Source organism: Caballeronia sp. LjRoot29 (genome assembly GCF_964252755.1).
In the GTDB taxonomy this organism is placed as follows: Bacteria; Pseudomonadota; Gammaproteobacteria; order Burkholderiales; family Burkholderiaceae; genus Caballeronia.
Map to the genome: position 1 here is coordinate 91219 of NZ_CAXUPU020000021.1, position 23665 is coordinate 114883.

23 protein-coding genes and 1 pseudogene are annotated in these 23665 nt (G+C 59.3%); 7 read left to right on the plus strand and 17 right to left on the minus strand.

From position 1 onward, the window contains the following. Positions 1–4 precede the first annotated feature (4 nt). On the minus strand, positions 5–514 hold the full coding sequence (locus tag ACSQ83_RS22000) for an RrF2 family transcriptional regulator (protein ID WP_414955044.1): 510 nt from the start codon (positions 512–514) through the stop codon (positions 5–7). A 203-nt stretch (positions 515–717) separates the two neighbouring features. Here ACSQ83_RS22000 and ACSQ83_RS22005 point away from each other — a divergent pair, with 203 nt between their 5' ends. After that, the gene (locus ACSQ83_RS22005) at positions 718–1938 is read left to right on the plus strand and encodes an NAD(P)/FAD-dependent oxidoreductase (RefSeq protein WP_436229603.1); all 1221 of its coding nucleotides are present in this window, start codon (positions 718–720) and stop codon (positions 1936–1938) included. Here the strand turns inward: ACSQ83_RS22005 and ACSQ83_RS22010 are convergent. Together ACSQ83_RS22010 and ACSQ83_RS22015 are read right to left on the minus strand one after the other, a co-directional pair. Further along, positions 1935–3143 carry a diaminopropionate ammonia-lyase gene (locus tag ACSQ83_RS22010; RefSeq protein WP_436229604.1) on the minus strand — a complete coding sequence of 403 codons (1209 nt, stop codon included), beginning with the start codon at positions 3141–3143 and terminating at the stop codon, positions 1935–1937. The two genes, ACSQ83_RS22005 and ACSQ83_RS22010, sit on opposite strands and share 4 nt — an antisense overlap. Beyond that, complete coding sequence (locus ACSQ83_RS22015) at positions 3143–4363, minus strand: M20 aminoacylase family protein (protein WP_436229605.1); 1221 nt, start codon at positions 4361–4363, stop codon at positions 3143–3145. Before ACSQ83_RS22015 ends, ACSQ83_RS22010 begins: the two co-directional genes overlap by 1 nt. A gap of 228 nt (positions 4364–4591) precedes the next feature. On the opposite strand from ACSQ83_RS22015, the gene ACSQ83_RS22020 reads away from it, so the two are divergent. Further along, positions 4592–4753 carry an Lrp/AsnC ligand binding domain-containing protein gene (locus ACSQ83_RS22020; protein WP_436229606.1) on the plus strand — a complete coding sequence of 54 codons (162 nt, stop codon included), beginning with the start codon at positions 4592–4594 and terminating at the stop codon, positions 4751–4753. Positions 4754–4837: 84 nt separating this feature from the next. Here ACSQ83_RS22020 and ACSQ83_RS22025 read toward each other — a convergent pair whose 3' ends face one another. Both ACSQ83_RS22025 and ACSQ83_RS22030 read right to left on the minus strand, forming a co-directional pair. After that, entirely contained in the window at positions 4838–6025 is a 1188-nt protein-coding gene (locus tag ACSQ83_RS22025) for a pyridoxal phosphate-dependent aminotransferase (RefSeq protein WP_436229607.1), read from the minus strand. 91 nt (positions 6026–6116) lie between these two features. Further along, the gene (locus ACSQ83_RS22030; RefSeq protein WP_436229608.1) at positions 6117–7073 is read right to left on the minus strand and encodes a LysR family transcriptional regulator; all 957 of its coding nucleotides are present in this window, start codon (positions 7071–7073) and stop codon (positions 6117–6119) included. 77 nt (positions 7074–7150) lie between these two features. On the opposite strand from ACSQ83_RS22030, the gene ACSQ83_RS22035 reads away from it, so the two are divergent. Beyond that, positions 7151–7822, plus strand: a complete 672-nt coding sequence (locus ACSQ83_RS22035; RefSeq protein WP_414966269.1) for an HAD-IA family hydrolase — start codon at positions 7151–7153, stop codon at positions 7820–7822. Next, positions 7819–8961, plus strand: a complete 1143-nt coding sequence (locus ACSQ83_RS22040; protein WP_436229609.1) for a DSD1 family PLP-dependent enzyme — start codon at positions 7819–7821, stop codon at positions 8959–8961. Before ACSQ83_RS22035 ends, ACSQ83_RS22040 begins: the two co-directional genes overlap by 4 nt. Before the next feature lie 1026 nt (positions 8962–9987). Here the strand turns inward: ACSQ83_RS22040 and ACSQ83_RS22045 are convergent. The 9 genes and pseudogenes from ACSQ83_RS22045 to ACSQ83_RS22085 all read right to left on the minus strand — a co-directional run bounded on the left by ACSQ83_RS22045 (position 9988) and on the right by ACSQ83_RS22085 (position 18909). Further along, positions 9988–10635, minus strand: a complete 648-nt coding sequence (locus ACSQ83_RS22045; protein WP_436229610.1) for a YceI family protein — start codon at positions 10633–10635, stop codon at positions 9988–9990. Between the two features lie 57 nt (positions 10636–10692). Beyond that, positions 10693–11196 carry a DUF3455 domain-containing protein gene (locus ACSQ83_RS22050; RefSeq protein WP_414955367.1) on the minus strand — a complete coding sequence of 168 codons (504 nt, stop codon included), beginning with the start codon at positions 11194–11196 and terminating at the stop codon, positions 10693–10695. Between the two features lie 78 nt (positions 11197–11274). Beyond that, the gene (locus tag ACSQ83_RS22055) at positions 11275–11880 is read right to left on the minus strand and encodes a superoxide dismutase (protein WP_436229632.1); all 606 of its coding nucleotides are present in this window, start codon (positions 11878–11880) and stop codon (positions 11275–11277) included. Between the two features lie 285 nt (positions 11881–12165). Then, a pseudogene (locus ACSQ83_RS22060) lies at positions 12166–12603 on the minus strand (carboxylesterase family protein); the annotation flags it as partial. Between the two features lie 92 nt (positions 12604–12695). Continuing rightward, the gene (locus tag ACSQ83_RS22065; protein ID WP_414966272.1) at positions 12696–13832 is read right to left on the minus strand and encodes a porin; all 1137 of its coding nucleotides are present in this window, start codon (positions 13830–13832) and stop codon (positions 12696–12698) included. Between the two features lie 63 nt (positions 13833–13895). Beyond that, entirely contained in the window at positions 13896–14831 is a 936-nt protein-coding gene (locus ACSQ83_RS22070; RefSeq protein ID WP_436229611.1) for a VOC family protein, read from the minus strand. Positions 14832–14859: 28 nt separating this feature from the next. Then, positions 14860–15699 (minus strand): fumarylacetoacetate hydrolase family protein, encoded by an 840-nt coding sequence (locus ACSQ83_RS22075; protein WP_436229612.1) that lies wholly within the window; start codon positions 15697–15699, stop codon positions 14860–14862. Between the two features lie 40 nt (positions 15700–15739). After that, positions 15740–17083 carry an MFS transporter gene (locus tag ACSQ83_RS22080; protein WP_414955371.1) on the minus strand — a complete coding sequence of 448 codons (1344 nt, stop codon included), beginning with the start codon at positions 17081–17083 and terminating at the stop codon, positions 15740–15742. Positions 17084–17211: 128 nt separating this feature from the next. Beyond that, positions 17212–18909, minus strand: coding sequence for an FAD-dependent monooxygenase (locus ACSQ83_RS22085; protein ID WP_436229633.1), 1698 nt, complete (start codon positions 18907–18909; stop codon positions 17212–17214). Positions 18910–19018: 109 nt separating this feature from the next. On the opposite strand from ACSQ83_RS22085, the gene ACSQ83_RS22090 reads away from it, so the two are divergent. Further along, positions 19019–19930 carry a LysR family transcriptional regulator gene (locus ACSQ83_RS22090; protein ID WP_436229613.1) on the plus strand — a complete coding sequence of 304 codons (912 nt, stop codon included), beginning with the start codon at positions 19019–19021 and terminating at the stop codon, positions 19928–19930. A gap of 12 nt (positions 19931–19942) precedes the next feature. On the opposite strand, the gene ACSQ83_RS22095 is transcribed toward ACSQ83_RS22090, so the two are convergent. Continuing rightward, entirely contained in the window at positions 19943–20959 is a 1017-nt protein-coding gene (locus tag ACSQ83_RS22095; protein ID WP_414966277.1) for a 1-aminocyclopropane-1-carboxylate deaminase, read from the minus strand. 160 nt (positions 20960–21119) lie between these two features. Here ACSQ83_RS22095 and ACSQ83_RS22100 point away from each other — a divergent pair, with 160 nt between their 5' ends. Then, entirely contained in the window at positions 21120–21629 is a 510-nt protein-coding gene (locus ACSQ83_RS22100) for an Lrp/AsnC family transcriptional regulator (RefSeq protein ID WP_414966278.1), read from the plus strand. 163 nt (positions 21630–21792) lie between these two features. After that, entirely contained in the window at positions 21793–22113 is a 321-nt protein-coding gene (locus ACSQ83_RS22105; RefSeq protein ID WP_299718412.1) for a pyrimidine/purine nucleoside phosphorylase, read from the plus strand. Between the two features lie 91 nt (positions 22114–22204). On the opposite strand, the gene ACSQ83_RS22110 is transcribed toward ACSQ83_RS22105, so the two are convergent. Next, positions 22205–22561, minus strand: coding sequence for a hypothetical protein (locus tag ACSQ83_RS22110; protein ID WP_436229614.1), 357 nt, complete (start codon positions 22559–22561; stop codon positions 22205–22207). A 212-nt stretch (positions 22562–22773) separates the two neighbouring features. Next, positions 22774–23664: an alpha/beta hydrolase gene (locus tag ACSQ83_RS22115; protein ID WP_436229615.1), complete on the minus strand. Its 891-nt coding sequence runs from the start codon at positions 23662–23664 to the stop codon at positions 22774–22776. Between the last annotated feature and the right edge of the window lies 1 nt (position 23665).

Here is a 23665-nt window from a genome sequence, read left to right on the forward strand (position 1 = left end):
GGAATTATCGGCTGGTTGCCCGATTGTCGATCCACTTGACGATTTCGGTATGGTAAGTGCGCGGCGCCTTTGCGACCGTTCGCTCCGCCAGGCTCGCCAGCGTCTGCGCCTCAAGCACCTCGTTCATGCGCTTCTCGGCGTCCAGCATCACGGCGTGAATGGAGCACGTGCCGCTCGTCGCCCACTTGGGTGCGGTATCCCCAAAGATTGCGCAGCGCGCGCGGATTTCGCGGCAATCGAAAAGCGGCTTCGGACCGTCGACGGCCTGCACTACGTCAAGCACCGTAATCCGTTCCGCCGGTCGCGCGAGCGTGAATCCCCCGCGTGCTCCCTCCGTGGCGACGGTCAATCCCGCCTTATGAAGTTTCGTGAAAAGCTTGGCCACGTAATCCACCGATAACCCTTGCAGCTCGGCCAGATCGCGCACGCTCGCCTCGCCCACGCCTGCGGGTGCGTCGGTTAAATACAAAAGGCAATGCAGCGCATATTCGACGCCCGAACTGATGTGGCTCATCTTATCTCCGACTCAACAAATCCTAGTTACCGAATTCTACGCAATCATTTTACGATGAACAAGGTCTATCAATCGCACTTGCAAAATTTAACTACGACAACTACAGTCCTAGTTATGCATGTGACGGACCCTTGGTGTCGAGCCTGCACATCACATCGCATGACGTCGATGTGAAATGAACTGATCAATGAATGGAACTAAAAATGACTGATAGCAGCAAGAGAATCTTGGTTGTTGGCGCCGGTTTCGCCGGTATGTGGAGCGCGCTAGGCGCTGCTCGTCTGCTGGACATCGCAAACAAGACGGGAGAGCAGATCGAAGTGGTGTTGATTGCGCCCGAGCCCATGCTTCATGTCCGGCCGCGTCTTCACGAGTCCAATCCGCTTGGTATGAAAGCTCCCTTGTTGCCGCTCTTCGAGGCAACCGGCGTTCACTTTATCCAGGGGAGCGTCAGCGAAATTCGTGCGACGGCCCACGAGGTAGAGGCCGTCGGCGCGGACGGAAACACGTTCACGGTGCGGTATGACAAGCTTGTGCTGGCTAGCGGAAGTTCGCTCTTTCGTCCTCCGGTGTCCGGCCTGGATACAGCCGCGTTCAGCATCGACCAGATCGAGGACGCTGCGCTTCTCGAAGCGCATCTCGGCAAGCTCGCCGATCAACCTGATACGCCGGCGCGCAACACGGTGGTCGTGGTGGGCGGAGGATTTACGGGCATCGAGATCGCGACTGAGCTTCCGGCTCGCTTGCGGTCCCTGTTGGGAAGCAACGCATCTGTCAACGTGATCGTGATAGAGCAAGCCGATGCAGTTGGCTCGGATCTTGGCCTCGGTCCCCGGCCGGTGATTGAGCAGGCATTCACTGAACTCGGCATCACGCTGCGTCTGGGTACCGCGGTGAACAGCATCGACACCGATGGGATCGTCACATCGACCGGTGAACGCATTGATGCAAAGACGGTGATCTGGACAGCGGGCATGCGCGCCAATGGCCTGACGAAAAAGCTGAATGCCGAGCGCGATCGGCTCGGGCGGCTGCATGTGGATGCGGACCTGCGTGTATTGGGATCGGAAGACATCTTCGCCGCCGGCGATGTCGCCTTCGCCGCAACCGACGACGCCGGAAATCACGCGCTCATGTCATGCCAGCACGCGATGAACATGGGGCGGTTCGCCGGCCACAACGTGGCGGCTGACCTGGTCGGCGCGACGCTTTTGCCGTATCGGCAGCCTGTCTATGTGACGTGTCTCGATCTCGGTTCGTGGGGCGCGGTATTTACCGAAGGCTGGGATCGTGAGATCAAGCTCGTCGGCGCGGAGGCGAAAGCACTCAAGCGGCAGATTTGCACCGAGTGGATTTATCCGCCCGCCGCCGATCGCGAAGCTGCCTTCGCCGCGGCCGATCCCGCGGTCTCGGTAGTCGCCTAAACGGGTAGCTGGCGCTGCTGTGCCCTGAGCACGTTGTCGGAACTCAATCCCGTCAACTGCTCATACAACGCCGGCGCGGTCGCGCCCTCTGTGTTCAGCAGCAGGACGCTCGACCGTTCATCGAGCCCAAGCGCAGCGCGATCGTCCGCGTTGCCGCTCGCCTGGATAAGTCCCGCAAGGCCGGCCGCGCCCGACTCTCCCGCCACGACGGGCACATCTCGAACGGTACCCTCCGCGAAGATCCGCATGGCATCGACGGCGGCATTGTCGGGAATGGTCATGAAGGCATCGGCGAGAACGGCCAGGAAACGCCACGCCAGCGGCGACGCGTCTCCGCAAGCAAGGCCGGCCATCACCGAGTCGACGGAGCCGGTAGCGAACGTCGCCCGGCCTTGCAGCGCGCTTTGAAACAGGCAGTCTGCCTGGACGGGCTCGACAATCACGCACGATGGCCGCTGTTCACCGAAGCGTTCGGCGAAGTAGCTCATAACACCCGCTGCCAATCCGCCCACACCGCCTTGAACGAACACGTGCGTATAAGGTTCTTCGCCCCCTTGCTCGATAGCTTCGGCTGCGATCGTCCCGTATCCCTGCATCACATCGCGCGGGATGGTTTCGTAGCCTTCGTACGAGGTATCGGAGACGACGTGCCAGCCATGCGCTTCCGCCAGACGCGCGGCTTCCTTCACCGACTCGTCATAGTTGCCATCGATCTGCACGATCTGCGCGCCCAACTGTTCTATGGCAATGCGCCGCTCATCGTTCACGTGACGATGCAGCACGATCACACAGCGGCAGCCAATGCTGCGCGCCGTTGCCGCCAACGCGCGGCCATGATTGCCGTCGGTCGCGCTGATGACCGTGAACTCCCGCAGCAGCGCCTTGTAATGCCCGGCGGTCAACTTCGCCGGAACGAAATCATGCTCAGGCCAGAGGCGTCGGATCAAACGGATCAATGCAATAGGTGCCCCCAGCGCCTTGAAGCTGCCAAGCGGGGAACGATGGCCCTCGTCCTTCACGCTGATCGATCGAACGCCCAGCCGTGCTGCGAGATCCGGCAGACGCCACAACGGTGTGGAACCCGAGTTCAATCCATCCCACGTTGATAACCACGCGCGGCTTTCATCGGCGGCCTGAATGTTCAGGATGCTGCGAAACGATTCGTCGTAGCGCCCCCGGCGTGCGCTGGTGTTAAGTTGAAGCATCAAACTTTCCTCTGATTCTGACTATGGTTATGGTCGTGACTATGGCCAGCCGGCAATTTCGTACGCACGATCTCCGCGAGATAACGTGCGCCAATGGGTAAAACGGCATCGTTGAAATCGTATCGGGCGTTGTGAAGCGGTGTCGCACCCGGCTCGCCATCAGCACCGTTACCGATGAACGCAAAGTTCCCAGGCACCACCTGAAGGAACGCGCCAAAGTCTTCTGAGATCATCATGGGCGCCACATTGCCGTCCACGTTCGAAGCGCCCACAGTCGCTGCGGCTGCCGTGATCGCTGTCGGAACGCACTCAGGTGTGTTCACCGTGGGAACAAACTCATGCGTGTATTCGAACGAACATTCGGCGCCGTGAGCCGCGCAAATTCCCTCGCTGATGCTGCGCATCCGGCCCTCCAGCAAGCGCTGCACATCAGGCGTATAGCTGCGTGTATCGCCCTTGATGATCACCTGTCCCGGAATCGCGTTGCGAATGCCATCGGTGAACAACTCCGTGCAGGAGATCACCGCAGGCACGCCGGGATCAACGCTCCTCGATACAACCGTTTGCAACGCCAGCACAATTTCCGCAGCGATCACGATGGGATCGATGGTCATATGCGGTCGCGCAGCATGGCCGCCACGCCCATTGATACGGATAACGAAATTATCCTCGCTCGCCATGATGCCACCGGCCCGCGTTGCAATCACGCCCGCGCGCAAACCTGGGATGTTATGAACCCCATAGATTTCATCGACGGGAAACCGCTCGAACAGTTTGTCGGCGATCATCGCCTTCGCGCCTTTCCCATGTTCTTCGGCGGGCTGGAAGATGAAGCGCACGGTCCCGTTGAAATCACGTCGCTCGCATAGAAGCTTTGCCGCGCCGAGCACCATGCTCATGTGGCCATCGTGACCGCAAGCGTGGGACTTGCCGGCGCGAACGGACGCGTGAGTGCGCTCCGGCGCTTGCTCATGAATGTTGAGCGCATCCATCTCCGCGCGCAGGCCGATCACGCCGTGACCATCGCCGCAAGAGAGGCTCGCAACAAACCCCGTTCCGCCGATACCTCGCGTCACCTTAAGCCCAAAGCTCTCAAGCACCTCCGCCGCGAAGGCGCTCGTCTCGTGTTCCTCGAAGCCGGTCTCGGGATCGCGATGAAAGCGGTGTCGCCATTGCGTCAATTGACGATCGAAGCCCAACGCCGCATTGCTTGTGTCCATCGTGTATCTCCCCGTGTCCGTTCGGTTTCTGCTGTGCTCCAGTATAGGAACCGTCGAGCGAGAAAAAATCTCGATTAGATGCCGATAGCCGATAATTCCGTTCTATTTCCTAGCTCCAAACTCAACGAACAGCGCGTTCCTCCTAAGACACGCCCAAACGCGGCGACACCGCGCCCAGTTGCGCGCGGATGGCGTGTTGCTGAAGGACATGGCTATTGTCGAGTATCGGTGGAACTGGACAAGCAGAATGACGCGCTATTGCGCGCGTTCGAGCGCCGCATGATGGCGGAAAGCGATGTGATGGCCTGCTACGAAGTGTCGGGCGAGTTCGACTTTCCGCTGATCGTGAGCTCGGCTTCCATGGAGCGGTATCACACGCTCACGCGATGAAGTGCCCGAAGTTCGAGACGAAGATTCGGACCGATGACCCGGAAGAGCCGGAAGAGCCGGACGGAGCATCGGCTTGAACATGGTTCAACCCTTCGCCGTTCGCCTCAATCCCGCAACAAACGCCGCGATGCGATCGCAAGCCTCTGCGAGCCGCGTTTCATCGACGACGAAACCCAGCCTCACGTAACCGCTCGCCGTCTCGCCGAACGCGCTTGCATCGAGTACCGAAACGCCTTGCGCGCGGAATAACTGCCAACTGAACTCATAGGCATCCAGGCCCGTGCCGGTAACGTCCACCATCATGAACATGCCGGCTTCGGGCAACAGGCAATGCAAGCCGGGCACGTCGCGAAGACGATTGAACACGACGTCGCGACGACGCCGGTAAATCTCGCGCATGTCCGCCACGATCCGCGCGCGGTTTTCGAGCGCGGTCAACGCCGCTTCCTGGATGAAACCCGGCAGGCCGTAGAGCATGCAAAGCGCCAGTCGCCCGAGATGTTCGATCAGCGTCTTCGGCCCGATCACCCAGCCCACGCGCCAACCGGGCATGGCATGCGACTTGGACAAGCTGCCAATCGTAACGGTACGCTCGGCCATGCCATCAAGCGAAGCAATGCTCACATGCTCGCGCTCAAACGTCAGGTCCGCATAGACCTCATCGGCAACAATCCATAGATCGTGCTTGCGAGCCAGTTCGGCAATGCGCTCAAGGTCTTCGCGCGGCATCACCACGCCGGTCGGATTGCACGGCGTCGCGAAGAAAATTGCCTTGGTTCGCGGGGTAATAGCAGCCTCAAGCGCTGCACAGTCCAGATGAAATGCCTTCGCGGGATCAACGGCCACAGGCACCAGCGTGGCTCCCGATGCCCGGACGCTGGCCTCGTAAGTGAGATACATCGGCTCAGGGACAATGATCTCGTCGCCCGCTTCGCACAGGCATAGGGAAGTAGCGAAAACTCCGTTCTGCGCACCCGCGACCACGATCACGTTGCTCGCATCAACGGTCGTACCGGTTTCACGCGAATGATCCCGCGCGATGGCCGCACGCAATGGCTCGCGGCCTATCACTTCAGCGTAATGCGTGTCGCCGGCGCGCAGTGCTGCGACAGCACGATCGACAATCACTTCGGGTGTAGCGAAGTCCGGATCGCCCACGCTCAGGACGATAACGTTCTCGCCGTTTTGCAAAGCCTGCTGTGCAGCGTGATGGATTTCCCATGCAGACGTGCGCTTGCCTTGCAGGCGCTCGACGAGGTTCGAATACTTCATGCGCTCACTCCCTGAAGCGTGACGATCGACTCGGCACGCGATGATTTTTGCTTCGATCGTTTCGATTATAAAGTCCGCCGGAACGCAAACGTCAAGCGCGCGTGTCGCCGACCCTTCGGCCTTTCGTCCTCTCGCCCACGCTCTCCGCGCCAAGATTTGCCGCCAGATAACTCAGCAACGCCTGGATGCGCAGCGAACGCCCCTTGCGCGTAGGCACCAGAGCGATGACCGGCGCGCTGCCGAAATCCCACTCGCTCAGGAGCCTCACCAGTTTGCCTGCCGCGACCGCATCCGCTACGTCCCATTGCGAGCGCAGCACGAGCCCCAAGCCTTCTTCCGCCCAACGGCGTGCGACGCTGCCATCGTTCGTGGTGAACGCCGGCGTAACGCGCAGCGTGGTTGGCGACGATGGTTTTTTGCCCGCGTCCGACCTTCGCCGGCGCACGCGCCAGAGCGTTACGTCCTCATCGTTTTCGCGAATGCAGATGCAGTCGTGCTCGAGAATCTCGCGTGGTTCACGCGGATAACCCCGTGCCGCGATATAACCCGGGCTCGCACATAACCAGCGTTCGTTCGCAAGCAACGGCCGCGCGCTCCAGGAGGAGTCGCGGACAGTGCCGATCTGGATCACGATATCGGCGGCATGACTGTGAGGCCAGGGCGTTTCAAGCAAGTCGAGTTGCAGGCGAATCCCCGGATTCGCGCGGGCGAACCGCGCGAGCAACGGTGCAATATGCACGCGTCCAAAACCGAATGGCGCAGCGATTCGAATATGTCCGGCGAGTTGTGCGGTTTGTTCGCGGAAGGTGTCGGGGAGAGCCTCGATAGCGCTCAGCAACCCTTGCGCTTCGCGCGCCAGTCTTGCGCCGTCCGCGGTGAGCGACATATGCCGTGCGTCGCGCGTAGCGAGCGTTACACCCAGCGACTTATCCAGTTTCTTGAGCCGCATGGAGAGCGCCGACGGCGTCACGTTCAGGACACGCGCCGCCGCGCTCAGCGACTCCGAGCGCGCGAGCATGGTTACAAGCCGTAGATCAGCGAGTTCCATCGTTCAATTTTACTTAAGGATAGATGTGCCTGAATTTAACCACAGCTTAGGCTTTCATCAGTAAAGTCGCTTCCATCATGCCAAATCAATCTATCCCAACTTATCCGAAAGCAGTGCTGTTCGACTTGCTGACCGCCCTCCTCGACTCATGGAGCCTGTGGAATCGCGCCGCCGGCAGCGAAACCGAGGGCCGCGCCTGGCGTGCGGAATATTTGCGCCTGACCTACGGCTGCGGCGCCTACGTTCCCTATGAAGAACTCGTGCGTCAGGCTGCAGTGCAGGTCGGCTTGCGTGAATCGGCCGCACGCGTGCTCGAAGCGCAATGGCTGCAACTCGCGCCCTGGAGCGGTGCGAAAGAAGTGTTGCGCAAGCTCGCACCGCATTGCCGGCTGGCGATCGTGACCAACTGCTCAAAGCGTCTTGGCGAGCAAGCCGCCGGTTTGTTCGATATCGACTGGGACGTGATCGTGACGGCTGAAAGCGCGGGCTTCTACAAGCCCGATCCGAGGCCGTATCAGATGGCGCTCGATCGACTGAAAGTCGATGCGAACGACGCAGCGTTTGTTGCCGGTTCGAGCTACGACATGTTCGGTACAGCCGCGACGCGCTTGCGCACTTACTGGCATAACCGCGTGGGTCTGGAGCTTGTGCAAGGCGCGCAAGCGCCGGAGTTGGAAGCCCCTACGCTCGACGCGTTGCTGCCTTGGCTGCGCGGTTTCAACTTATCGAAGGGAACGTCCACGTCATGACGCTTGATCAGATCGAAACTCCTGCCGCGTTGATTGACCGGCAGCGCATGGAGCGCAACATTGCTCGTATGCAGAGCCGGATGGACACGCTTGGTGTCGCGTTCCGGCCGCATGTGAAGACGACGAAGTGCGTGGAGGTTGCGCAGGCGCAGCGCGATGCGGGTGCGCGTGGCATCACGGTATCGACGCTCAAGGAAGCCGAGCAGTTTTTTGCTGCGGGCTTCCCCGACATCTTGTACGCGGTGGGGATCATTGCATCGAAACTTCCTCGCGCGCTGGCGTTACGGCGCGCGGGATGCGATCTCAAACTGATCGTCGATAACCTGGAAGCCGCGCAAGCTGTTGGCGAGTTTGGGCGTGCTCATGGCGAAGTTTTCGAGGTGTGGATCGAGATAGATACCGACGGTCATCGTTCCGGTGTCCAGCCCGATGAAGCTCGCTTGCTCGACATAGGGCGCATGCTTCATGGCAACGGCGAACGCCATGGCGCGCGTCTTGGTGGCGTGATGACCCATGCAGGGTCGAGCTACGATCTCAACACGCCTGACGCGCTCGCCGAGCTGGCTGAGCAGGAACGCGCGGGTTGCGTGCACGCAGCCGAGCGTTTGCGCGATGCGGGCCTGCCCTGCGATGTGGTGAGTGTGGGTTCCACGCCGACCGCGCTTGCGGCGCAGCATCTTGAAGGCGTCACGGAGGTGCGGGCTGGCGTGTATGTGTTCTTTGATCTCGTCATGCGCAACGTTGGGGTCTGCACGACCGGTGATCTGGCGCTTAGTGTACTGACGACGGTGATTGGGCATCAGGTGGACAAGGGCTGGGCTATTCTCGATGCAGGCTGGATGGCGATGAGCCGTGATCGCGGCACCGCCAAGCAAACGCACGATTACGGTTATGGGCAGGCTTGCACGCTCGATGGCGCACCGCTTGATGGTTATGTGCTCACGGGCGCGAACCAGGAGCATGGCATTCTCGCGAATGTGGATCATCAGGGTAGCGATATTTCTGTTTACCTGCCGGTTGGGACGCGACTGTTGATCTTGCCGAATCATGCATGCGCTACAGGTGCGCAATTTCCCGTTTATCACGCGCTTGCGGAGGGTAGTGATGTGGTCGTTTGGGGGCGGTTTTATGGGTGGTAAGGGGGGGCGCTCGCGCTCGTGGAACGGTTTGGGGTTTGGCGAGTTGGGGGTTAGTGGGTGGGGTTGATGCTGGGTTGCACGGGTTCTGCGTTAGCGGTTGGGTTCATTGCCGGGTTGCTGCTTTCCAGGTCTTCGCGCATTTAGTATTAGCTGATTTCTTTATCACTATTAGCCACTGCGCGTGGCGGCGCGTCATTTCTTTGTCCAAAGCGACAAAGAAACGAAGCAAAGAAAACGCTTTCACCTCTCTAAAAATTAAGTGTCCACAGCGTGCAGTTCCAATTCATTGGTACCCGAAGAGCACGGTGCTCGCCAGAGCCACGGATGTTTGAACCCCTCCTTCTCGCGAATCCTGACAGTAAAACGCTTCGCCCCGTACGCTCTCGGGCTAGGACCAGTGCTCCACGGACCCGCACGGCTTCACGCGATTTTAAGGCTTCGTTTCCTAGTAGATTCGTTGCGTAGTTTGTGTTGAGTGGTTTGTATTGAAAGGCCAACGCAGCCAGCTTCGCGTATCACAGCCCGATGCATATTTACTGCTTCAATTTTTGGTGAGTTGGTTGGTCGGTTGCATGGAATTCGTGGGTACAGCCTCACGCGTTTTGGTGGACTAGTTTCGAGGTGGGTCGGTAAATTGATTCGTCATGCGTACAAATTCGGTGGTAGGTTCTAGGCGGATAGCGCGGGGTGTGCCTTGGGCAGGTTCAATCACTGGTGGCGAAGCGTGGGGTATCCGTGTTCGGAGAAAGAGGGGTTCACACATCGGTGGCTCTGGCGAGCACCGTGCTTTTGGGGCACCCATGAATGAAAACTGCACGCTGTGGACACTTAGGGTAGAGCGGTGAAAGCGTTTTCTTTGCTTCGTTTCTTTTTCGCTTTGGAAAAAGAAATGACGCGCCGCCACGCGCAGTGGCTAATAGTGATAAAGAAAACAACTAACACCAAATGCGCGAAGACCTGGAAAGCACCAACCCGGCCATGAACCCGACCGCTAACCCCAGACTCCGTCCACCGGCGCGAGCAAAATCACCCCGCCACAAATTCCGCCTGAATCGCCACATGCACGTCGTCACCCACGGCCGGATACCACGTCGACAGTCCAAACTGCGCGCGGCTGAAATGCCCATCAGCGGAAAAACCCAGCGTCTGTTGTTTGGTCAGCGGATTCGGCGCATGCCCCTTGAACGTAACCATCAACGTAACCGGCCGCGTCGTCCCATGAATGGTCAGGTCACCAGTCAGCTCGCCCTTGTCGTCCGCCGTACGCTTGAACGCCGTACTCGCGAAGTGAATCGTCGGAAAACGCTCGACGTCGAGCATATCGGTGCCCTTCACCATCTTGTCAAGAATAGGAACGTTGGTGTCGAGACTCGTTGCATCGATATCCGCCGTCACCGTGCTCTTCTCCATGCCGGCCGCATCCCAGTTCAACTGCGCAGTCGTCTTGTCAAAGCGCATGACAAAGCGCGAATACTTGAAGTGATCAACATCGAAACTCACGTTCCAATGATGCGGGTCAAGTTGATAACGCCCCGCAGGAACGCTCGCTTCATCTGGCGACACTGAATGCGTCACCACGCTCAGCGCCGTGCAGGCAGATATCGATAAAGCGAACGCAGTCAGCAAACCCACGCGAAACGCACGAAAGCGAGGCAGCAATCTGGAGTCGTGCATGATGGTCCTTTGAAAAGGCGGCGCACAGGAAGCGGTCACCATGACCGCCCGCCCAGGCTACTTGTAGAAAATGTAATTAGCGATGTACGGCGAGTCGCCAAGCTCATGTTCGGTCGAACACGGCAAGGCCGGCATCACGCCGCCCACGGTATTCACGCGCTGAACATAACGAACGGGAGACAGCATGCCGCTCGCCGCGGTACTGCGTGTTTCGAGTAATAACTGCGGCACGCTGGCAGCGGTTTCGCTAGGCGTTTGCGCGAGCACGTGGCCCACGATCCGGCTGCCATCGTCCGCTTCCCACGACGGTCCCGCCGAGTGCCGGATCACGGCCTGGCCGCTTGTATCGTAGAGCGTTGCTTGCGGATTCTTGAACACCCAACCCAGCTGGTGTTGCGCGTTGTATTCACACGAATACACCTGCACGCCGGAAGCGGTCGTCGTCGCAACGCGTTCCGCCTGAGGAGGATCGATAGAGGACGCAGCGAACGCCGCAGTGCTTGCAACGCAGATGGCCATCACAGCCGCCAAGCGGCCAGCGCGGTCGAAATAGGTGAACATGAAACTCCTGCTGAATGAAATGGGTGACAAGAAATTGTGCACCCGTAGGCACGCTGCGAGCCTATCGCCCGGTCTTCCTCAGACCCGATCCAGATTAGCCGACGCAAACGCCCAGTTCAAATGCTGCGACACGGTCGCAACGAGATAGTCGGGACGACGGTTCTGATAGTCCAGGTAATACGCATGCTCCCATACGTCCACCGTCAACAACGGCGCCAGGCCTCGCGTAAACGGCGTCTCAGCGTTGCTCGTCTTGACGATCGCAAGCTCGCCTTGGTCAAGCACCAGCCAGCCCCAACCGCTGCCGAATTGCGATGCCGACGTCTTCACCAAAGCCTTCGTCAACGCGTCGGTTGAACCGAACTTCCGCACAATCGCTGCCTGAAGTTTCTCACTCGGCTGCGTGGCGGCGGGGCTCAGCGAATTCCAGTAGAAATTGTGATTCCACGCTTGCGCGGCATTGTTGAAGACATCGGCGAGAGCGGGTTGATCGTGCGTTTGCATGATCACCTGCTCAAGCGATGCCCGCTCCAGCGGCGTACCAGCCAACAGCTTGTGCAGGTTATCGAAATACGCGCGATGGTGCTTGCCGTAATGAAACCCAATGGTGCGCGCGGAGATCACCGGCTCAAGCGCATTTTCCGCGTAGGGCAGCGGCGGCAACGTCTGCGGCGATGATCCGATGTAAGCGGGCACAACGCTGAGCGTCGCTTTTACATCGGCAGGAGATTGGGTCGACGGATCTTGCGGGGAAGCGCCGAATGCGAACTTGGAAAGCGCGACGCTAGCCGACGCCAACGTTCCGCTTGCAATCAGGCGACGACGAGAAATAAGCGAGTTGAGCATGAAGAAACCCGTAAGTGTGGAGTGAGTGCAGCCATTACCGTTTCATCGGTCTGTTCTGTCTGCACTTTCACAACGCCTCACGTTCGAGGTTTATTCCATCGATTGCTCACTGCCACCAACCTTTCAGTTCTGTTGGCTCACCGATATCAACCCGTTGATTCGAAACCGGTCCAGAAACTGGAATCGCTCGGTACCCTCTTCCGGGCCGGATTGAATCACGTTGCCGATCCGCATGGTTTGACTGCCCGCGCCCGCGTACTGCGGCCACTGCGGCAAGCCGGCTCCATTGGGTTTGGCCGAGCGTGCGAAATTGGTCCAGTACGACTGCATGGTGTCGGACACAGTGAGGTCCTGGGGTGAAGCCACTACGGCTCCCTTCGCCGGCAGATTGCCGAATACGTAAGGCACGTCGGTCGCATGCGTCGCGACCGGGTTGTATGCTGAGATTTGCTCAAAGTGATACACGTAAACTGGCGAATGCCCGGTTTTCTTCTGTTGTGTGACCCAACCCCAGGTCTGATATTGAATGACTTGATCGGCAATCAGACTTTGAGCCGACTGCGCCGCCTGGCCGGCAGTCGCGGCCGATTATCCAAAACATATTTTCGTCTCCCTGTTTTTTGTTTCTCATCCATTGCGCCAGTGTGGCCTGCTCAGAATGCGTGCTTGATGCCGGCCATTACACCGAGTTGTCCTATACCCGCAGCGGGGGTCGCACCTGCGCCGCCCTGGCTGAGCGTGTAATGGGCCTTGGCGCTGTTGAAGAGATAGCCGCTCTGCAAATAGACACTGGTCTGCTTCGATAACAGATAACTTCCACGCAAGGCAGTCAACGTGCCGCGCGTATCCTGCTGTTTGTCCACGGTCCGATAGACGCCGCCATCGAGAACGACGGAAGGTGTGACGTAGTAGGTGCCGGTGAGATAAAAGAGGTTGGTCCGTACGTCGGGCGTCGCAGGCAAATCGGTCTCGACATGACGCCCCAACCAACCGCCGCCAACCTTCAATTGTCCCAACTTGAAATATCCGTTGAGCTGCATGCGGACGTCCTTGTCGCCGCTGCTCGTCAACGCGAGCGGAGCAAGACCGTTGAACAGATTGGCAGCGGCGCCCGGGCCGCCCCGCTGTTCGTCGTAGGCGCTTGCCACACCAAAGGATGCAGCGTCGTAGCGCAGCAGCACTGACCACTGTCGGCACGCTTGCGCGTTGCCGGCAATCGAGCCTGCGCACGTTCCCTGGCCCGGCGAATTGCCGGTAGCGCTTGCATCTCGTCCGAAAGAGTAAGTAGCCCCAACTGTGACGCCGCTGAAGGTGCCTTTGTACGCGACCGTGTTGTCACTACGGGCATTGGGAATATACGAATCGATCGACCCGATCCCGCCGTAGATATCCGGACCCAGCGTGTCGGAATCGAGCAGCGCCCAGTAGGACATCGTGTACTGGCGACCCAGGGTCAGTGCTCCATAACGACTCGACAATCCGACCCAGGCCTGCCGCCCGAACAACCGGCCGCCCTGGTTCACATCGCCGGCACGGGTATTGAAGCCATTCTCCAGCGTGAAGATCGCAGCGAGGCCGCCACCCAGGTCCTCGGTACCGCGCAAGCCCCACCGTGACGGCACAGAGCCGGTGATACCGGGCATGCGGATCACTTTGTCGCCTGCCGCGCTGGCATGCGTGACAAGCTCGATGCCGGTGTCAAGAATCCCGTAGAGCGTGACACTGCTCTGCGCATGGACGGAACCGCTGACGGCCAGCACGGTTGCTGCCGTAATCGTTTTGTAGTTCATGTCTCCAAACCTGTTATTTAGTTTTATAGTCTCTGAACTGCTCTCAGGTAACGTTAATCACCGTCACGTTTCGGTATTGCGGATAAAGTAATCGGGGACGTCCGGTCCCCATTGATAAAGCGAGTCCTCCGGTAGAAAGTCGCCTGCGGGCCATTGGGTGCCGGCCGACACGAAGTCCATGTCGGCGGAATATTCCGAGAACGATCCCCACGGATCACGGACGTAATGGAAGTAGTTCGATCCAAGCACGTGACGCCCCGTACCCCATCCCTCCCTGTACCCAGCAGCAGCCATCTGCGTCGCGCCGGTGCCTACTTCGTCAATGCTCGCGACATCCCAGGCAACGTGGTGCCAACCCTTAGCGGTGCTCTTTACGAAAGCAAGAAGATGGTGGTCGCTTCCGTGTGGCGCATGCGTGAAGGCAATGATGTCGGCTGATCTATCCGACAATCGCAACCCAAGTCCGTGTTCATAAAAATCGACCGCGCGAAGTGTATCTGGCGTGAACAACAGCACATGCGACATGCGCCGGGGCCTCACCTTCCCGAGTTCCGAACGCATGCACGAACCGCGCGAATCGGACGCTACCTCCGTATGCACGAGCGATGTCTTTTCATGAGGCGTAGTCTTGGGCCCGACGCGCACCTGAATCAGATTGCCGTCTGGATCGTTGAACCAGATGCTCCCGGTTTCGCTGGTTGCTTCCAAAGAATTGGGTTTGACCGTTGCGCCAGCGGCCATCAATTGGCGCCGGATCTTCGGCAAATCTCCTTCGAAGCAGTTAAAGCTCAGGTATGCCAACGACTTTCCATCCGATGGCAATATACGAGCCCAGCGATGGCCGTCGCCGGCTCGAATATCCAGGGCCTCTTCCACCCGCGCTACATCGAGACCGAACGCGCTGAAGAACCGTTCGGCCTCGGACAATGACGGCACATTGAGCGCGAAGTGATCGATCGAATGCACGGCAACACGCTGCAGACCACGATGTTCAGACATGTCTCCTCCTCCGGCATGGCGTACGGTTTCATGCAGCTTCGTCGGCGACTCTGTTGCGCAGAGTACCCATGCCTTCGACCGAGACCTCGCATACATCGCCGTGCCGCATCAGCAGTTTCGGATTACGTGCCCAACCGACACCGGACGGCGTGCCTGAGACAATCACATCGCCGGCTTCCAGGGTGATCGCCTCGCTCAGCAATACGATCAAGGTCTCTACGTCGAACACCATGTCATCCGTGCTTGCTGACTGCACGATTTCACCGTTCAAGCGGGTTTCAAGGCGCAGCCCTTTGATGCCAGCGGGTAATTCATCCGGGGTAATCAAGTCCGGTCCAAATGCGCCGGTACCGTCGAAGTTCTTGCCCATGGTCCACTGGGGTGTCTTGAACTGATACTCGCGCACGGACCCATCGTTAAACAACGCGTAACCCGCGACATGCGACAGCGCATCTTCCTTGCTGATATGCCGGCCGCCTTTCCCCAGCACCACGGCAATCTCGCCCTCATAATCGAGGCTGTCAGAGATGCGTGGCCGTATGATCGGTTCGTTATGCGCGACCAGGCTCGTATGCAGGCGCAGGAACATGGTCGGATAATCGGGCTGTTCAAAATTGCTTTCTTTCGAGTGATCCTTGAAGTTGAGACCGACGCAAAGAATCTTCGGCGGCCGCTGAAGTGGTGGCAGGAATTTCAAACCATCCTCAGCTTCAATCTGACCTCCTGACTGCTTTTCCGCCCATGTGCTCAGATCCACGCCCCCTGCCAGCAACGCCTCAAGCGTGTACTCGCCGAGCGTCCGGATAGCGCCGTTCTCGCGTACACCCAGCAGCGTCTTGCCGCCCTTTTCAAAGCTTACGTACCGCATGTCCTTCTCCCAGGTATTTGCGACGCGGGTCGCAGTTGAATCAAGTCTGTGTGGCCTCGTTGCCGCGATAAAACCAGCCGTTGGCAAGCATGGCGATACCTGCAATGACAACCGGCGCGGCGAAGAGGACGAACGCGGCGCCGGTCGAATGAAACGCGGCGAGCAGGATGCCTCCGGTCATGGAACCGATGATCGAGCCGATGCGGCCAACGCCAAGCGCCCAGCTAACGCCTGTCGCGCGCGCGGCTGTCGTATAGAAACCGGCGACCAGGACGTTCGCGCCGGTCTGCGCGCCGGAGAGTCCCAACCCGGCCATGAAAACCGTCACGTACACCCACGTGGGTTCATGAATCGAGAAACCTATGAGCGCGATCGAGACAGCCGCGACGGCATAGGACCCTGCGAGCACGAAGAATGGATTCATGCGGTCCATGAGGCGTGCATTGACCAGCGATCCAATGGTGCCGCCCAGAGGCAACATGGCGCCAACGCGTGCCGCATGGGATGGGTCGATACCTGCTCCGGTGATGACCGTGGGAAGCCAGCTACTGACCTGGTAATAGACCCAGAGGGTGCAGAAGAAGGCCAGCCAGAGAAGCGTCGTGCCGGCTCGATAGCGTTGACTGAAGAGCATGCCGACAGCCGACTTCGAGGCGGGCGCAGCGCCGGCCGCGTCTTCCGGTGCGATGCGTGCAAGCGGCGTATCGGCGTCACCGGTGAGCCGCTTTAGCACTTGGCGGACTTCTCGTGCGTAGCGAGGTTTGCCGGCCATGAACCGCAAGGATTCCGGCAGCCAGATCCAGATCACCGGCACCAGGCAAAGCGGGAAGATGCCGCCGAAAACGAACACGCCCTTCCAGCCGAACGTCGGGATCAGTAATGCCGCCACTGCGCCTCCGAATGCGAGACCGAGCGTGAAGCCGCAAAACATCAGCGTGACCAGCAACGCGCGGTTGCGTGCCGGACTGAACTCCGAGGACAACGTGATGGCGTTCGGCATCGCGCCGCCTAACCCCGCTCCCGTTGCGAAGCGAAGCGCGATCAGCCAGATGGGAGACGGTGCATAAGCGCAAGCGAGACTGCCAATACCGAATAACACCAACGAGATAGCGATGACACGCTTGCGGCCAATGCGATCTGCTAGCGGCCCGAACAGGAAACTGCCGACCGTGAGACCCAGTAGTCCCGCACCGAATATCGGCCCGAGTTGCGCAGGGTTCAACGACCATTCGCTCTTTAGCAAGGGAGCGACATAACCCACCGACGCAACGTCGAACCCATCGGCTGCCACCACGAGAAAACAAAGGACCAGCGTGAGGATCTGGAGAGGCGATGTCTTCGTCCCGTCCATGATGCTATGAGGCGTGACTGCCTGCGCGTGCATTTCCTGTCTCCAAGGATTCGTTCGCTTTAGTGCGAAACTTTTTCCGATGTGTTCTGCAAACTCGGGTGGTCAGAGTCTCGTGCCGCCTGGCTCATCGAATTAGTGGCGGTGAGCGCAGGTCGGGCCGCCTAGGAGCACACGGTGGTTGCCGGTAAGTCGATACGTTCGAACGCATGTCCCGCGGTCCTGCGTGCTGCAGCTTCGACCTCGCTATCGAGCACATTGCCGCGCCACGCAACATGCTGGTCCGGCCGTATCAAGACAAACGCTGCTTGATAGAGGTCGGCGACCGCGGGCTCACTGACATGGACAATCGCGAACTGGGGCAGCGTCTCCGTCGCGCGTCGAACAGCGTCGATGCTTGTGTGATCCATGCCTGCCGCCGCCGTGCAAAGCAATGTGAAGCCCGGTCCAAAGAGGTCATATAGCGAGCTGCCGTCCGCGAGCCATGCATGCGGCGCACGATGACCCGCCCTGGCAGAAGGTACATACAGGTTCGCGGAATCTGGTGTTGCAAGCCCTGCTTCAGCCAGGATCAAAGGCGACGATTCATACCGTGTCCCAAGATGGACGCCCGGGATAACAAACTCAGTCGTCGCGTGAAACGCCAGGTAGTCCCCGACCGCCGCGCGCGGCGCATCGCCAGCGGCACCGGGCACATAGGCCTCATGCGGGATCTGCAGATGCCCGATGCTGTCGGCGAAACCTCTTGCGAACGCCGTATTTCTTAGCGCGGCCGGCCGGCGTTCAGCTTCATAACTGGCACCCAACGCGGGACCCGACCATCCCTTGACCATCGCCTCGAGTTTCCACGCGAGGTTTGCCGCATCGTCAATGCCGGTGTTGTAACCGAGACCGCCCGTGGGCGTGAACAGGTGCGCGGCATCGCCGGCGAGGAACACACGTCCGACGGAAAAGCGCTCGGCGACCAAGGTGAAACCCGCTGTCCACGTCGAACTGCTCTTGATCTCGAACGAAATATCGGCACCGATAGCCTCGCGGATGCGTCGCCTGACGCTGTCCTCATCGGGCACTTCGTCATCGCGCATTTGCACGTTCATGATGAAATGGCCCTTGCCGTCTACCGCAATGACTAACGCCCGTTGGTTCGCACTGAAGGTCCAGTACTGCCATGCACGCGCGTGCGGGCTGACCCGATAGATATCCGGTGCATAGAAGAAGACCGCATTCATCTGACCGCCCATGAATTCACGCTTCTCACCGGCCACGCCGTCATAACGCACACCGAGCGACTTCCGTACAAAACTGCGCGGACCATCGCAACCAATCAAATAGCGCGCCTTGATCGAGCGCGTTTCAGCGGCACGCGCAGGCGTTGCGTCCAGCTCTACGGTCGCCATGACCTCGTCATCGTTCTGCGAAATATCCACGACACGCGCACCGAAATGCACGCGGCAACTCGCATTACGCCGCGCGGCCTGAAGCAAAACGGGCTCTACGTATAACTGCGAACAGCGATGCGGCGGCTCAGGCGTCGCCCACGTGAACGAGCGCGCTCTGGCCCATTCCACTGCATCCTGCGATGCCGGTTGATGAAGCCGTGCGAGCTCGTGACCCACGATCGATGTGAAGTAAGCAACATCCTGCGCATAGTCGGGCGGCAAGCCCATCGCGCGGATCGCGGAAGCAATGCCGATTCGGCGAAAATGCTCCATCGTGCGCGCGCTGTTGGCATTCGCCGCGGGATGCGTGCTGGTGCCGGGCTTGGCGTCGAATACTTCGACGCTCAGTCCTCGCTGACCCAGTTCAGCCGCGAGAAACAATCCGACAGGGCCACCGCCCACGATTACTACGTCGCAGTCCACCAATTACGTCTCCTGTTCTTTTATTTCCGGCAATGGATGCGACGTTAAACGTTAATGTTGTATAAATCTATACAATGAATTTCATATCGATAATGAATTGGGTGCATAGATGCAGCAGCCTGACCTGAATTTTCTTTATGTCCTGCAGGCGCTGGCAGACGAGCGCAGTGTGTCGCGAGCGGCGGATCGGCTGGGCTTGACACAACCGGCGGTCAGCCATGCGTTGGGGAAATTGCGCGTGCTCTTTCAGGACGACCTGTTCGTGCGGGCCGGGTCCGTCATGGCACCCACGCCGGTCGGTGAACACCTCATTGAAGGCGTGGCGCACGCATTGGCTGTCATCCAGCAAGAGATATGGAGTGCCAAGTCTTTCGACGCGACAACGACCACGCGGACATTTTCCGTCTGTCTAAGCGACATGGGTGTGATCGTCCTGCTACCACGGCTTCTGGCGGCTCTGCGCGAGCGCGCGCCGCTGGCTTCGTTGAGACCGATTCAATTGCCGTCGCTGGAATTGGCGAGTGCGCTTCAAGATGGCGCGATCGATCTGGCAATCGGATACTTAGGCAGGCTTGGGGACAATCTTCATCAGCAACCGCTGTTTCACAGGTCGCTGGTCGGCATTGTCAAAGGGGGGACCAGGCGCAGGAAGGTCAGCATGACGCTGGAGCAATTCATCGGCAGAAAACATGTGGTCGCGGGAACGCTGGCGCTCACGAATCAATTGCTCGAGAAAGAAATGCGACGCCTTGGGGCACGGCTGAATGTAGGAGTCGATGTGCCTTATCTGCTTGCCGTTCCAAGTCTGGTCGCGACTTCGGATTTCATTGCTGCGGTACCGGACGAACTCGCCGACTTGTTCTCGCGGCTGGCAAATGTAGATGTCTTCCCGCTGCCAATAAAACTGCCCGACCTGACTGTCCAGCAGTTCTGGCATGCCCGGCATCACAACGACGCCGGGCATCGATGGTTCAGAGGTGTCGTCGCCGAAACGCTCCGTCAGTATGATACGCAGTCTTGAGCATCCACCGAATCAACCTTCGCGAAACAGGAAGCTATAAGCGTTCAACGCCGGCACGCCGCCAAGATGCGCATACAGCACCTTCGAGCCTTCCGGGAATTCGCCGCGTTTCACTTTATCGATCATGCCGTGCATGGACTTGCCTTCGTACACAGGGTCGGTCAACACACCCTCCAGCCTCGCGCACAGGCGGATAGCCTCGAGCGTCCCTTCGTTCGGCAAGCCGTATTCGGGACCGCCATAGCGTTCATCCAGCACGATATCGTTCAACGTGATCTCACGTCCGAGCTCTACTTGCTCGGCAGTTTGCCGCGCGATCCGATGGATCTGCTCACGGGTCTTTTCAGGCTTCGCCGATGCATCGATACCAATCACCCGGTCCGCGCGTCCGTCCGCCGAAAAACCCACGACCATGCCGGCCTGGGTGCTGCCCGTGACTGAGCAGACCACGATGTAATCGAACTTGAAACCAAGCTCCGCTTCCTGCTGGCGCACTTCCTCCGCAAAACCCACGAAGCCCAGGCCGCCGAGCGGATGATCCGAACAACCTGCCGGAATCGCGTAGGGCTTGCCACCGGCCTTCCGGACATCTTCCAGCGCATCTTCCCAGCTCTTGCGAAAGCCGATGTCGAAACCGTCTGCGACGAGACGCACATCGGCCCCCATGATCCGCGACATCTGGATATTGCCAACGCGGTCATACACCGCGTCCGAGTAGTTCACCCAGTTCTCCTGTACCAGCACGCATTTCATGCCGAGATGCGCGGCAACGGCTGCGACCTGACGCGTCTGGTTCGACTGAATCCCGCCGATGGAGACAAGCGTGTCGCAACCTTGCGCGATCGCTTCGGGGATCAGGTACTCGAGCTTGCGGGTTTTATTGCCGCCGAATGCGAGGCCGCTGTTGCAGTCTTCACGCTTGGCATAGAGCTCGACCTTGCCGCCAAGGTGGTCTGACAGCCGTGCGAGCGGCTGGATCGGCGTCGGCCCGAAAGTAAGCGCGTGACGGGGAAATTTCTTGAGGTTCATGTGTCGCTCCGGTGATCAGCCAAGTCGTCGCATTAATTTGCGTCGATGGGAAGTATGGTAAAAAACTTCGGCTGAAGCAGGGTTGCGAATAAATTATCGTTTGTTTAATTCTCACTGATTGAAAGACTGGTCGAGGTAATTAACGTGTGGAGAAATAGACATGAGCGCAACAAAAGTTCGTGCCAGCTCGCGGGTAAGCGATCAATCGGGAGCCGAGCTGGACCGCGTCGACCGTGCGATCCTCAGGCAGCTTCAGCGTGACGCCTCCATATCCAACGTCGCGCTTGCGGCCAAGGTGAACTTGAGTCCACCGGCGTGTTTGCGTCGTGTTGAACGGCTTAAACAGGCGAAGCTGATCCGCGGGACGGTCGCGTTGCTGGACCCGAAGAAACTCAACGCGGCCATGCTGATGATCATCGGCGTGGTGCTGGATCGCTCCACGCCCGAGTCCTTCGCCGCGTTCGAGAAAGCCGCGCAAAAGGTCTCAGGATGCATGGAGTGCCACATTGTGACGGGCGAGTTCGACTGCTTCATGCTGGTACGCACGCGCGACAGCGAGAGTTTCAACCGCCTGCATGCGGAACAGTTGTTGTACTTGCCGGGTGTGCGTCAGGTCAGGACGTTCATGGTGCTCAAGGAAATCCTGTCGACCACCAGTTTCCCTATCTAGCGTTTCTGAGCCTGCACGAAGGCATTGCCAAGCTGACGGAAAATCACTATGTTTTGCGGGGCAGCAGAACCACGCTTCAGATCAAACGATTAGACAGATCAATGCGCCGACGGCCTGAGCCCCATGCCATCGGCCAACCAACCGGACCATAGGAATTCCACGCATGACAACGACCGCACAATTCGACAATGTCTCGATCATCAAACACGCCAATATCTACTTCGATGGCAAATGTGTCTCGCATACCATCCTGCTTGCCGATGGCACGCGCAAGACGCTAGGCGTTATTTTTCCGGCCCTGCTGACGTTCTCGACGCAAGCGCCGGAACAGATCGACGTCAATGCCGGACGATGCCGCGTGCGTAATCCGGGAGAGGACGCATGGCGTGAATACGGCGCGGGCGAGTCCATCACCGTGCCGGGCAATACCAGCTTCGAGATCGAAGTGATTGAAACCGTTGATTACGTCTGTCACTACTTTTGAGCTGGAAAGACCGACGATTGACGTGACGGCGAGGGTTCTTCACGCCGTCAGTACAGCGTCTTCGGCCAACGCATGACGTGCGCGACGTGCACTACAGGTCCGCGATCTGCCGGCGCGCCGCCACCGGACAAAGCTCAACGTACATCTGAACCAGCCACGCGTGCGGGCATTCGTTGCTGATCGAAATATCGTTCGCGTTGACGTCGCTCAACCGGATCTGGCGGTTCCGCAACGCGTGCCTGAACGCGCAGCTTGCCTTGTGCCGCGCAAACAGCGCGCCGAGTCCCGCGATAACGAATAATGTCATCCGGAGTCCGAACGTACCCGAATCGTCCAACGGTACGCGGAGCACAAACACAATGCAAAGGCATACCGCCGTCAGCACTCCCACCGACGCTGACAACAGCACCGCGTGAGCGCGCAATGTGATCGACAGGGTGGTTTGCATGACGGTCTCTCCGGGCTTGCGCCAGGCGGAATTAGCTTTCAATCTCGAACAAGGCCTCGCTTTCTTCCCGGCAATGCGGAATCCACGTTGCGCATAGAGTGCGCGAGGCATGCTTAAGCGACGCTTATCCGCGCGCGGAACGTTCAACTACCCAGAATTGATTTGAAAGCTTCGGCGCCGCTTTGGGCCGCCGCAGGGCTGTAGCCCAGGATTTATTTGCCGATCGCGGCCATCTGCCGGAGACGTCGGGCCAGCGCCTTCGATACCACCGGCTTCGCGCCACCTTCCGCACTGCTGGCTGCTTCGCTTTCCTTGAGGAACACGGCTGTCTCGCGCGCGACGATTTCCCGCTCGTTGTCGGAGGTGATCATGTGATACGAATCGTCGAGATAGATGGTGCGCATGACCGTCGATCCAATATTGGACGCGACGAATTGCGCATTGCGCGGGCTTGACGTCTCATCGTCGATAGCGTGAATCAACAGGCAATCGTTCTTCAGCGCGGCCAGTGTTTTTTTCACGCTGGCGGCGAGCCGGCTGGCTTCGTGCAATGCGGGAAGCGAGATGCTCGACGGGCCGACTTCGCTCAGGTCGTTGCGCTGCATCGCCCGGCCGACCTTCGCGCGCAACGCCTCGTTGCGCAGCCCGAACGGCGACTCTTCGCGATACCGCCAGCGATGCCGCAACGGCGTGTAATACGCCCAGCCGAGCAGGAAGCGATACCACGGCATGGCCCAGCCGTCGTAGTCGAGCGTGACGGACAGCAGCACGATAGCCTGCGCGCTGGGCCGTTCACGCACCAGCGCCAGCGCCAGCGTGGCGCCCATGGACAGGCCGCACACGGACACGCGCGGGTAACGCGCGCTCAGCGCATCGAATTCCTTCACGGCAGCCGTGACCCACGCTTCCATCTTCAGTTCCGGCGTGCCTGCGCTGTAACCGTGGAGGTTGGGCACGCACGTGGTGAGCCCTTCGCTATTCAAATAGCGCGCGAGATGGCGCATTTCAAGCGGTGAACTGGACAGGCCGTGCAGCATCAGGACGGCATGGTCGCTGCCGGAGTAGAAGGTCGACGTATTCAACGCGGGCGTTTCCTTGGTCACG